Annotated in this window: 11 protein-coding genes; 7 read left to right on the top strand and 4 right to left on the bottom strand. The window is 69.1% G+C overall.

Features of this window, described 5'->3' with window-relative positions:
- Nucleotides 1–195 (bottom strand): ArsR family transcriptional regulator (locus tag AB0C33_RS50680; protein WP_358302899.1); only part of this gene is annotated, 195 nt, incomplete at its 3' end.
- A gap of 511 nt (nucleotides 196–706) precedes the next feature.
- Between AB0C33_RS50680 and AB0C33_RS50675 the strand changes: the two genes are divergently transcribed.
- Nucleotides 707–1,231 carry a hypothetical protein gene (locus AB0C33_RS50675; protein ID WP_358302896.1) on the top strand — a complete coding sequence of 175 codons (525 nt, stop codon included), beginning with the start codon at nucleotides 707–709 and terminating at the stop codon, nucleotides 1,229–1,231.
- A gap of 404 nt (nucleotides 1,232–1,635) precedes the next feature.
- On the opposite strand, the gene AB0C33_RS50670 is transcribed toward AB0C33_RS50675, so the two are convergent.
- Nucleotides 1,636–2,778 carry a hypothetical protein gene (locus tag AB0C33_RS50670; RefSeq protein WP_358302893.1) on the bottom strand — a complete coding sequence of 381 codons (1,143 nt, stop codon included), beginning with the start codon at nucleotides 2,776–2,778 and terminating at the stop codon, nucleotides 1,636–1,638.
- 544 nt (nucleotides 2,779–3,322) lie between these two features.
- On the opposite strand from AB0C33_RS50670, the gene AB0C33_RS50665 reads away from it, so the two are divergent.
- From AB0C33_RS50665 to AB0C33_RS50640, 6 genes are all read left to right on the top strand, one after another.
- The gene (locus AB0C33_RS50665; protein ID WP_358302890.1) at nucleotides 3,323–3,469 is read left to right on the top strand and encodes a hypothetical protein; all 147 of its coding nucleotides are present in this window, start codon (nucleotides 3,323–3,325) and stop codon (nucleotides 3,467–3,469) included.
- 695 nt (nucleotides 3,470–4,164) lie between these two features.
- A complete protein-coding gene (locus AB0C33_RS50660) occupies nucleotides 4,165–4,950 on the top strand; it encodes an urease subunit gamma (RefSeq protein ID WP_358302887.1) in 786 nt (261 codons plus the stop codon).
- Nucleotides 4,950–6,725 (top strand): urease subunit alpha, encoded by a 1,776-nt coding sequence (locus AB0C33_RS50655; RefSeq protein ID WP_358302884.1) that lies wholly within the window; start codon nucleotides 4,950–4,952, stop codon nucleotides 6,723–6,725. Before AB0C33_RS50660 ends, AB0C33_RS50655 begins: the two co-directional genes overlap by 1 nt.
- A gap of 35 nt (nucleotides 6,726–6,760) precedes the next feature.
- Nucleotides 6,761–7,435 carry an urease accessory UreF family protein gene (locus tag AB0C33_RS50650; RefSeq protein ID WP_358302881.1) on the top strand — a complete coding sequence of 225 codons (675 nt, stop codon included), beginning with the start codon at nucleotides 6,761–6,763 and terminating at the stop codon, nucleotides 7,433–7,435.
- Nucleotides 7,436–7,476: 41 nt separating this feature from the next.
- Nucleotides 7,477–8,154, top strand: a complete 678-nt coding sequence (ureG, locus tag AB0C33_RS50645; RefSeq protein ID WP_358302879.1) for an urease accessory protein UreG — start codon at nucleotides 7,477–7,479, stop codon at nucleotides 8,152–8,154.
- Nucleotides 8,151–8,975 carry an urease accessory protein UreD gene (locus tag AB0C33_RS50640; RefSeq protein ID WP_358302877.1) on the top strand — a complete coding sequence of 275 codons (825 nt, stop codon included), beginning with the start codon at nucleotides 8,151–8,153 and terminating at the stop codon, nucleotides 8,973–8,975. The genes ureG and AB0C33_RS50640 overlap by 4 nt, the downstream gene beginning before the upstream one ends.
- Nucleotides 8,976–9,327: 352 nt before the next feature.
- Here the strand turns inward: AB0C33_RS50640 and AB0C33_RS50635 are convergent, their stop codons facing one another.
- Nucleotides 9,328–10,485, bottom strand: a complete 1,158-nt coding sequence (locus AB0C33_RS50635; RefSeq protein ID WP_358302874.1) for a hypothetical protein — start codon at nucleotides 10,483–10,485, stop codon at nucleotides 9,328–9,330.
- Nucleotides 10,486–10,507: 22 nt separating this feature from the next.
- Nucleotides 10,508–10,963, bottom strand: a complete 456-nt coding sequence (locus AB0C33_RS50630; RefSeq protein ID WP_358302871.1) for an NUDIX domain-containing protein — start codon at nucleotides 10,961–10,963, stop codon at nucleotides 10,508–10,510.
- Nucleotides 10,964–10,967: the final 4 nt, after the last annotated feature.

The raw sequence follows: 10,967 nt of genomic DNA, 5'->3' as shown, positions 1-10,967 counted from the left end.
CCCGGTCACCGCCGCCAGGTCGCACACGCACAGCTCGCCGTCCAGCAGCGCGACCAGCAGCTTCAGCCGGTTGGGGTCGGACAGCAGGCCGAAGATGTCCGCCGTGTCGGCCAGGTCCTCGGCGGCGGGCATGCGCTCGCACACCGCGGACACCCGGTCGGCATCCACCACCTTGACGGCACAACCGTCCACCATCAACACATTCTCAGCTGAAGAACTGTTCATATGTGTATTCTGTCTCCTATGCGGCGAATGTCAACAACGCGTGAGCGGGGCAACAGCCGCATCCAGGGCAGCCCGTCGTTCAGCGCGGACAGGCCAGCTGGGCAGCAATTCGCCGAGCGGCTTCACCACTCACAATCGCCGGCCCGCTCGACGTCCCCAGCCTGGCCTGGACGAAGTCGGACAGGACCACATCGACGGTTGAGTCCGCGGGAGTGGTGTACGAGCCGGCCCTGTTGACGGCATCACCCCGGTCGGCTGAGCCCGGCCCTCCGACAGGGAAGGAGTGGCGGTTAGTGGCCGTCCGGTCGGGATGGTCCGCGGCCGGAGTGCAACCGGTGCCGGTGCTGTCTGCAGATCAAGAACATCTGCGGGAGTCGTCCTGGACCGAGTGCGGCGGCTCGGCCACCATCAGAACATGACCGGAAGCGGATCAGCGGGGGCGGGCGGCGGGGGAGCGGGCTCGCGCCTGAACTGGACGGCAGTGAGCGCTCTGGCGGGTTCGATCGCAGCCGTGGTCGCGCTCTTCGCCTACCTGATGCCGCCCAAGACCCCGTCCGGCACAGTGGATTCCAGTCCGTCCCCGACTTCATCCCCACCGGGTCAGGTCGTCACCCCGCACTCGCCATCGCCGGTGGACTCATCGCCTGAGTCCAGCACGTCCCAAACGCCGAGTCACACGCAAGCCGTCCAGGATCCCCCTCCGGCGCCGCTGAAGGTCCGGTCCGTCGGCTGCGACGAGACGGCGGCGGCCCTGACCGCCTACCGCAGGGATGCCGGAACCAGCCCAAGCGGTCAGGCGGCCGCGGCTCAGCAGACGTACAGCGACTTGATGGGCGCAGCCCTCAACGCGCAGGGCGCGGTGGGGGCGAAGATCAGGCGGCTGGCCGCGGAGTTCCAGGAACTGAGCTTCCGCCTGACGGGCATGACCGGCGGTGACCCCAATCAGGTGATCGCGGATATCAATACGGACGTCGCGGAGTTCAACAGGTTGTGCGCCGCCGGTTGATCGCACGACAGGTGCCGCTCTACCGCAAAGGCATACAGACGTGGAGGTTCAGCCCTCAAGAGCGACCGTTGGCACCTTGACGGAGGGCTCGGTCGCTTCCTGCAGGTCTGCAGGCATCGCTTGAGACCCACCGAGAGACCCAAGGCGGGGTTACGCGCGTATTCAGCGTGATCAATGGCTGCCGTTAGCCGGTAGCGGGCTGCCGGACGCTCTCGCATCACACGAGGCTTCTCACTGCAGCGAATCGGCTGCACGCGCAGGCAACCTTCTCCGTCGTACGGATGGAAAGGTCATTTTTCTTGATTTCGAGACGTTCGCCTTCGGCCCCCCGCAAGCGGGATCTCAGCACGGCGGTCGGAGGGTCCCACGTGAAGGGTCGCAGGCCACCACCAGCGGAAGAGTGGTCAGTGAATGGCAGTGAGGTCGACGACCACGAACTTGTCGCCGCGGATGAAGAGGGCGATGTTGCTGCCGGCCGGGGCGCGGTAGCGGGTCCGGGTGTCGATGCCGCGGATCTCGGCGGACACGCCTGACCGCACGTCGTGGACGATCGCACGATCGGGCAGCTGGGCGGACAGGAACCGGTCCTGCTGGAGAGGCTGTGGCGCGACTCCCGTCACGTTCATGTCGTGCCGTGCTCGCCCGTCCCGGTCCTGGACCTGCGCCGCCGCGGATCGGCCGGGGTGTGTGACGCAGAGGGTGATGCCGCAGGCCACAGGGCTGCCTGGCTGCAAGGCGGTCCGGGCGCGCTTCTCGCCGGTCTCGATGTTCATGACGGACTGGAAGGGGGCTTCGTCGCCGCCGAACGTTCCAGGTGATCCGATCCAGGGCCAGTTCAGGATGTGCTGTCCCTGTGTGCCGTCTACGCGCTGCGGTTGCCCGCCGTTGACGTCGACGGTGAAGACGCCCTCGTTCCCGGCTGACCAGGCGAGGCGGTCAGGGGTGATGGCGATCCCGGTGACGAAGCCGGCCGATGAGGCGGGCGGCAGGGGAGCGGAGGTGACGAGCTTCGGTCTGCCACCGGTCGTCGGGACGGTCCAGATGTCGGCGGTTCGCTTGTCGGCGGCGCCGCGGGCGGTCCACCAGGCGACCTGGCCTTGGCCTGCGGTGAAGCCGTCGGGGAAGAGGGTGGTGCCGGCGGGGAGGGTGATGTCGGCGAGTTTGGCCACCTCGCCGCTGTTCACGTCGTAGGTGTAGAGGCCGTTCGCCTTCTCGAAGCCGGCTTCGGCGGTCAGGAGAACTTTGGTGGTGTCCACCATCAGTCGCGGCCGGACTTTTCCGCCGTCGGGTAATTTGGCCGGCACTTCGTGCACTGCTGCGGGCCACAGTTTCTCGATGGGCTCGGGTGCCGAGGCTCGTGCTGAGCTGACGGATGCGGTTCCGCTGCCGCCTGGGAAGGTTTCCGGCTTGGACAGAACCTGGGTTGTGACTGTGACGATTGCCGCAACGGCTACACCGCTCGCGACCGCTGCGGTAAGCGCGGTGCGGCCGGAACGCTTGGAACGACGGTGGGGTTGAACCTGCGCGTAGTCCGATGTATCGGCCATTTGGCGTCCTTGATGAGCGGCTGAGTTTACGAGGCGGGTGCAGACAGGATCGCTGCATGATGATTCGTACAAGAATGCACGATCAGGGGCCCGGTCGAGAGGGCGTGGGCAAATCCTCAGATGCTGGCGGTGGTCCATGCTTAGGCGACTATTTGGGCGGACGCTTGGGTCGATAACGGCAAGGCGATGAGAAGCTCGCGAGGAGGGGCTAACCAGTGGCGCCTTAAGTACGCTGTCGCATGTATGAAGGCCCGCGCTGGGGGACGCTACCAGCGCTACCTACATTTCCGCTAATGAGCAGAATGGCGTGGTGCGCTCACTCAGTTGCCGGAGTCCACCCGTCGAGCAGGAGTTGCGAGAGCGGTACGATCGCGATTCAAGTCGACGTGCAAGTGGAAGTAGCGCATGTTCAACGTGTACCTCCGCCTTGTCGCCGATGACGCTGACCCCGAATCGGTGACCCGGGCGCTCGGTGACGGCCCGGGGCGACCGGGGGGCGCACACGTTGCGCACCCTTGCCCGCGGCCAGGGCTGGGAGACGACATTGATCGTGGTGCAGGAGTTCCGCGACGCTGAGGAACCCCGGGAGAAGGGCATCTCGATGGACGCGGACCTCATCCGCTGGCTGGCGGCGGCGCGGGCCGGCGTTGAAGTCGATCAATACCTCATGCTTCCGCCAGAGCGAGCTTGATCGCCACGCGGACATCGCTGCCGAGTGGCGGACGTGGTGAAGCCCTGAGCCAAGGTCACGGAACGCGTGACCTTCACGACCCGGCGACATCGGCGCCCGGCAGAGCCGCGTCGGCGGCGGTCGGCACGCTGGTCTCGCGGGTTCGGGGATGGTGCGGCGGGTCGTGCGGCGGGTCGTGCGGCGGCGCAGGTAGAGGCGGTTGGCGTCGGCGGGGTATGTCTCGTCCGCTCGGCTTGTGCTCCTGATGACCTCACTCCTGGCCGGTGGGAAAATAGAAATCGACATCGCTGATACTTCGAGCTGGCGCATGGGCTGGCTGTTCCGGTCACGTCCACGGACGTGACCTCGCTCGGGCGGGCTCGTGGTCGGTCGCGGTGCGAACGCGGTGTGGTGGCCGGGACGGAACTGGTCATGTCGGTCAGCAGGGCGAGGCGCCGGTGTGGCTTCGGCGCGAGGCACCCTTCCCCTCCAGGCCATATCGCGCAGAGTGTCGAATTAGTTACGCTCGGCACGCAACCGGGCGGTGACCATAGAACCCCTTCACGGCGCCTGTTTCGGGCGCATCCGCGAAAGGGGCAACCTCTCGGCGCAAGAGCGTACAGCGATATGGGCCCAGCATCGGCCATACCGGTCGATCCGCACCGTCGGCCCCGAAGGCAAGGGCCTGGGGGCAGAAGTGAAACCGAGGTGAGAGGGTGCACCTGACCCTGCATGAACAAGAACGGCTGATGATCCACGTGGCCGCGGACGTGGCCCACAAGCGCAGAGGGCGAGTGAAGCTCAACTACCCGGAGGCGGTTGCCATCCTGACCTCCTGGGTCCTCGAAGAGGCGCGCGCCGGCAGAACCGTCGCGGACCTCATGGCCAAGCAGCAGCCACCGGTGCTCATGCCGCACGAAGTCATGCCAGGCGTCGCCGAGATGATCGCCGACCTCCAGATCGAGGCCACCTTCCCCGACGGCACCAAAATGGTCACCCTCCGCGAGCCGATCCCGTTGGCGACCACTCTGCCGTGCCCATCCGACCCGGCCCCGTCGCCGTGCGGGGCTCTGCCGCAGCCGTGCCCACCCGACCCCGAGCCCCCGCCGTGCCCACCCGACCCCGGGCCCCCGCCGTGCCCACCCGACCCCGGGCCGTCGGCCCGCGTGGCCGGGCCAGGGAGGCAGGGCCCTCCCGGCGCGATCGACTTCTCCTCCGAGGGTGGTGTGAGCTTCAACGACGGCCGCCCGATCACGACCGTACGGGTCACCAACACCGACGACCGTCACATCCAGGTCGGCTCCCACTACCACTTCTACGAGGTCAACTCCCGCCTCGACATCCACCCCGACCGTGACGCCGCCTACGGCAAGCGGCTGAACATCCCCGCCGGCGGCTCGGTGCGCTTCGCCCCCAACATGCCCCAGGACGTGGAGCTGGTGCCCATCGAGGGCCGGCGCCACGTCGCGGGCCTGAACGGCAAGGTCGGAGGCAACCTCTGATGTCCGAGCCCCTCACGCGCGAACAGTACGCCGACCGGTTCGGCCCGACGACGGGGGATTGTGTCCGCCTGGCCGACACCGATCTGTGGATCGAGATCACCGAGGACTGGGCCGGCGGTCCTGGCCGCAGCGGCAACGAGATCCTCTTCGGCGGTGGCAAGGTGGTCCGGGAGTCGATGGGGCAGTCACTCGCGCCACGCGACAGCGCGACCCCCGGTGCCCCGAAACCGCCCGACACCGTCATCACCGGTGCTCTCATCCTGGACCACTGGGGCGTGATCAAGGCCGACGTCGCCATTCGCGACGGCCGCATCGCCGCGCTGGGCAAGGCCTACAACGACGAGACCATGGATCGGCTGCACGACGGGCATCCCGTCGCGAGCGACTTCCTGATCGGCCCCGAGACCGAGGTCATCTCGGGCAACGGCAAGATCCTCACCGCGGGCGGCGTCGACACCCACGTGCACTTCATCTGCCCGGAGCAGATCCGGGAGGCGCTCGCCTCCGGCGTCACCACGCTGATCGGCGGCGGGACCGGCCCCGCCGACGGCACGACCGCCACCACCGTCACGCCCGGCGCCTGGCACCTCGACCGGATGTTCAAGGCGCTGGACGCCTTCCCGGTCAACATCGGGCTGCTCGGCAAGGGCAGCACGATGTCCACCGAGTCCCTTCACAACCAGGTCAAGGCCGGCATCCTCGGCTTCAAGATCCACGAAGACTGGGGTGCCACCCCGGCGGTCCTGCGCCGCTGCCTGGAGGTGTGCCGGGCGACCGGCGTACAGCTGGCCCTGCACGCCGACACCCTGAACGAGGCAGGCACCGTAGAGGACACCATCGCGGCCATCGGCGATCAACCGCTCCACGTCTTCCACATCGAGGGCGCCGGCGGCGGCCACGCCCCCGACATGATCAGAATGGCGGGACTGCCCAACGTGCTGCCCGCCTCCACGAACCCCACCCGCCCCTACACGCACAACACGGTCCCCGAGCACCTGGACATGGTGCTGATCGCCCACCACCTCAACCCGCAGGTGCCCGAGGACCGGGCCTTCGCCGAGTCGCGCATCCGGCCCGCCACGATGGCCGCCGAAGACCTCCTGCACGACCTGGGCGCCATTTCGATCATGTCGTCCGACGCCCAGGCGATGGGACGCATCGGAGAGATGATCACGAGAACCTGGCAGACCGCGCACGTGATGAAGCAGCGGCGCGGACCGCTGGACGGCGACCGGGGCGGCGCCGACGAGACCGACAACCACCGCGCCCGCCGCTACGTCGCCAAATACACCATCAACCCGGCCGTCGCGCACGGCATCGACCACGAGATCGGCTCGGTCGAGGTGGGCAAGCTGGCCGACCTGGTGCTGTGGGAGCCGAAGTTCTTCGGCGTCAAGCCGCACCGGGTGATCAAGGGCGGCCAGATCGCGTACGCACAGGTCGGCGACGCCAACGGCGCCATCACCACCCCACAGCCGATCCTGCCCCGCCCGATGTGGGGCGCGACGGGCCGAGCCCCCGGCGCCAACTCCGTCAACTTCGTCAGCGAACAGGCGATCGCGGCCGGCCTGCCCGGCCGGGTCGAGGTGGACAAGTCGTTCACGCCCATCCGCAACACCCGCGGGGTGTTCAAGCAGGACATGCGCCGAAACGACGCCACCCCCGTCATCGACGTCGACCCCAACGGCTATGAGGTACGGATCGACGGCCGGCGCATCGACTACCACGAGCCCCCCACCGAACTGCCGATGGCGCAGCTCTACTTCCTGTTCTGACCCGTCATCTCACTCAAGGAAGGTGAGTCACGCCGATGAGCCGTGCCACGCTGCTCGTCCTGGCCGACGGCCGGTTCCCGGCCGGCGGGCACGCTCATTCCGGCGGCGCCGAGGCGGCCGTCGCCGCCGGACGCGTGCGTGACGCGGCCGGCCTGGAGGCGTTCTGTCGAGGCAGGCTGCACACCAGCGGGCTGACCGCGGCCGGGCTCGCGGCCGCGGCCGCCGCCGGGTTGGACCCGCTGCTGCTGGAGAAGGCCGCCGACGCCCGCACGCCTTCTCCGGCCCTGCGGCAGATCGCGCGCACGCTCGGACGGCAACTGCTGCGCGCCGCCCGAGCCGTCTGGCCCTGCGCCGAGCTCGACGCCCTGGCCGCTGCCCGTCCGCGCGGCGCCCATCAGCCCGTGGTGCTAGGAGTGGCCGCCCGCGCCGCAGGGCTGAGCCCGTACGACGCCGCCTGCGCGGCGGCCTATGAGAGCGTCAGCGGCCCGGCCGCCGCGACCGTCCGCCTGCTGAGCCTGGACCCCTTCGACGCCACGGCTGTCCTGGCCCGGCTCGCCGCCGACCTCGACCACGTCGCGCGGCGGGCCGCCGAGGCGGCGGGCCGCGTCCACGCCGACGGTGTCGCGGCGCTGCCGGCCGCCTCGGCGCCGCTGCTCGACATCACCGCCGAACAGCACGTGACCCGCTCGGCCCGCCTGTTCGCCTCCTGACCCACCTGTACGAACGCCTGTCGTCCGACCACGGGAGCGCCATGCACCTCCACCATGACCACGACGTCTCCGCAGGCCAGGGCCATGACCCCGGCGGCCGCCGCGGCGCGCTGCGCATCGGCCTGGGCGGACCGGTGGGCTCCGGCAAGACCGCGACCGTCGCCGCCCTGTGCCGCGCACTGCGCCAGGAACTGTCCATCGCGGTCGTCACCAACGACATCTACACCCGCGAGGACGCCGAGTTCCTGCTGCGTGAGGCCGTACTGCCCGCCGAGCGCATCAAGGCGGTCCAGACCGGCGCCTGCCCGCACACCGCCATCCGTGACGACATCTCCGCCAACCTCCAAGCCGTCGAGGACCTCGAAGAACTGCTCGGCCCGCTCGACCTGATCCTCATCGAGTCGGGCGGCGACAACCTCACCGCGACCTTCTCCAAGGGCCTGGTCGACGCGCAGATCTTCGTCATCGACGTCGCCGGCGGTGACGACATCCCCCGCAAGGGCGGGCCCGGCCTGACCACCTCCGACCTGCTCGTCATCAACAAGACCGACCTCGCACCGTACGTCGGCGCCGACCTGGAGGCCATGGCCCGCGACGCCAGGACGCAGCGCGGCGAGCTGCCTGTGGCCTTCACCGCCCTGAAGACCGAAGACGGCGTCCGGCCCGTGGTGGAGTGGGTCCTGCATCGCCTGGCGGCCCGCGTCCCGGGCCCCGCATGACCCTCGCGTCCCACGCCGTGCCGGGCGCGCCGGGCGTGCGAGGTGTGGCGGCCGTGCCGGCTGTGCCGGGCGTGCGCGCCACCGCCCGCGTCACGGCGACCCGCGCCGGGGAGGGCACCGTACTGTCCGCCCTGGCCGGCGACGGCCCGTTCCACCTGCGCCGCCTTCACTCGCACGGTGACCAGGCACGGGTGTGCGTGCTCGGCGCCATGAACGCCCCTCTCGGCGGCGACCGGCTGCGCGTCGAGGCCACCGCCGAACCCGGCGCCCACCTTCACGTCACCACCGCCTCAGCCGCGATCGCCCTGCGCGGCCCCACCCCCGAGCCCGCCACCTACGACGTGCACCTGAGCGTGGCCGACGGTGCCAGCCTGCACTGGCTGCCCCAGCCGCTGATCTCCGCCGCCGGCAGCAACCTGCGCCAGACCTGCACCATCGACCTGGCCGCCACCGCGCGCCTCGTCCTGCGCGAGGAACAGGTCCTCGGGCGCTTCGGCGAGCCTCCGGGCCGGCTGGCCATCCGCCTCATCGTCCACCGCGATGGACACCTCCTGCTGGACCAGCAGACCGCCTACGGCCCGGGCGCCCCCGGCTGGGACGGTCCGGCGATCCTGGCCAGTCACCGCGCCGCCGGCCAGATCCTCCTCGTCGACCCCGACCTGGAACGCCGACCGCCCCAGGTCCGGCTGTTCGGCGACGACCCCGCAGCGGGTCAAGCCGTACTGACCCCGCTGGCCGGCCCCGCCGGCCTGATCACCGCCCTGGCCCCGGACAGCCTGCACCTGCGCCGCCTCCTGGACGCGGCCCACCCCACCGAGTGACCACCCCACGACCTCGCCGCCACCTTCCCCCGAGCGACCGCGATCCACGACAGCCCTACAGCGCCGAAGCCCCTGACCATTGTTTCCACTGGTCAAGAACGCTTCGCTGCTGGTCGATCTGGCGCCTCCAGCCTGGCCCGAAACCGGTCGCCGCGTACGCGGTGCTGGACGCCGGTGGTGCCCTCGGTGCAGGTGGAGGCCGCTGTCTTCTCGTCGAGCTTTGTGGCGGTACACCCGGTCGTCGTGGTGGCCGAGGAAGACATGGGGGTGCTGATCAGGAAAGCGGTCACCACGATGAGGCTGGATGTGACGGTCGCTATTGTGCGCATTCTCTTCTCCTGGATGATGATTCTTATAAGACTCTCCCGGCCCCTCGCCAGGTCAGCGAATGCCAGGAGCAGATGGAGGCGGCTACGTCTGCCAGAGAATGGCGGTGGCCGATGAGGTGTGATTCCGCATCAGCCGCACCGTTGACGCAGATCAGGGGCACGTGTTCGCGGGTGTGCCTTCCATGGCCGATGGCGGGGTCGTTGCCGTGGTCGGCAGTGAGGACCAGGTGGTCACCTGGGCGAAGGGTGGCGAGGATCGGCCCTAGGTAGTGGTCAACCGTGCGTAGGACCTCGCCTGCGAGGTCCGGATCCTGGCCGTGGCCTGCGAGGTCGAGTTGGAAGATGTTGCAGATGAGTAAGCCGTTGACTCGTTCTCGTGCTACGTCCGCCAGTTGCTCCAGCGCCGTCGATGTGTCGGTTGCCCGGATGACGGTGGCCCCCGGGGCCTCGATCAGGTCGGCCGCCTTGCCGAGGAGCACCACCTCGTGGCCTGACCGCACCATCTCGGTAGCCAGGGTCGCCTCGGCGAGGTTCCCGGTGAGGTGCGTCGAGCGGTAATGCTCGTTGTGGATGCCGAGGGCTGAGATGCTCGTGCCGACCAGGACGAGGTCATCTTCGGCTTGCCGCACATCGATGGACGCCCGGATGGCCTCGCCGGTCAGCGGTCGGCCGGACATCACGATCACGCGCGGGTTGCTGACCGCCGAGCGGACCAGGCGGCCGACCGTGAGGAGCCTGCCGGGGCTGGTCTCGCCGGCCGCGGCCAGGACGTTGACGTTGCTGCCGGGGTTGCTCTCGACGTTGTCGAAGATGTGGATCGACCGGTCCACGATCAGGTAGCCGTCCCGCACCTCGACTTCGTAGTGCGGAGCGCACGCTGCCACGATGGCCGGCATCTGTGCGGCGACTGTGGCAGGGCGAGCGTTCGGGTGGCAGCCGAGCAGTTCCAGGTGCCCGAGTGCGGTGTCGGCACCTGGGTAGTGCGGGGTGATCCAGCCGGTTGACAGCGGTAGGCCGCGATACTCCGTCGGGCCGTAGCCCAGCTTGGGTAAGCCGAGCGCGTCCAGTGTGTCGACCCGGGGGCCGGTTTCACGGAGTACGCTCCGCAGGGTGTTCGCGTCGGGATCCAGGGACCAGCCGTCAGCGCTGTCCACGGTTCCGACGCCGAGGCCGTCGACCACCAGCAGGATGGTCTGTGGCGCCTCAGCGGAACACATTGCGGCGGCCCTCCCGCAGGTCGTCGACCACGTCCTGGTGCTGTGAATTGAACATCGGGGGCAATTCTCCGAGCGGCACCCAGCGGACTTCCAGGCTCTCGATGTTGTCCGCCTGGGCGACGCCGCCGGCCGGGCTCGCGACGAAGGCGGCGGTCACGACCTGGGCCCGATCCCCGCTGGGGTACTCGTCGAAGTATTTGGAGTAGACGCCGAGCAATTCGCCGATCTCGATGTCGATCCCGGTCTCCTCTTTGGTCTCCCGTGCTGCGGTCTCCATGAGGGACTCGCCCAGGTCCATGAATCCGCCGGGCAAGCCCCATCGCCCGTCCGGCCGCTTCTGCAGCAGCAGTCGCCCTTCGTCGAGAACGCAGGCGACCGCACAGGTGAGGATGACCGGGTCGGTCCCCACTCGCGCGCGCAGCCATGTGAGGTAACTGTCCATTTGA

The organism is Nonomuraea sp. NPDC048881, from assembly GCF_040649795.1.
GTDB lineage: Bacteria > Actinomycetota > Actinomycetes > Streptosporangiales > Streptosporangiaceae > Nonomuraea.
This window is presented reverse-complemented; position numbering and strand designations above follow the sequence as displayed.

Coding starts and splice junctions, on each gene's coding strand:
- AB0C33_RS50640 (WP_358302877.1), top strand. CDS start 8,151: ATGACCCTCGCGTCCCACGCCGTGCCGGGCGCGCCGGGCGTGCGAGGT.
- AB0C33_RS50670 (WP_358302893.1), bottom strand. CDS start 2,778: ATGGCCGATACATCGGACTACGCGCAGGTTCAACCCCACCGTCGTTCC.
- ureG (WP_358302879.1), top strand. CDS start 7,477: ATGCACCTCCACCATGACCACGACGTCTCCGCAGGCCAGGGCCATGAC.
- AB0C33_RS50650 (WP_358302881.1), top strand. CDS start 6,761: ATGAGCCGTGCCACGCTGCTCGTCCTGGCCGACGGCCGGTTCCCGGCC.
- AB0C33_RS50630 (WP_358302871.1), bottom strand. CDS start 10,963: ATGGACAGTTACCTCACATGGCTGCGCGCGCGAGTGGGGACCGACCCG.
- AB0C33_RS50655 (WP_358302884.1), top strand. CDS start 4,950: ATGTCCGAGCCCCTCACGCGCGAACAGTACGCCGACCGGTTCGGCCCG.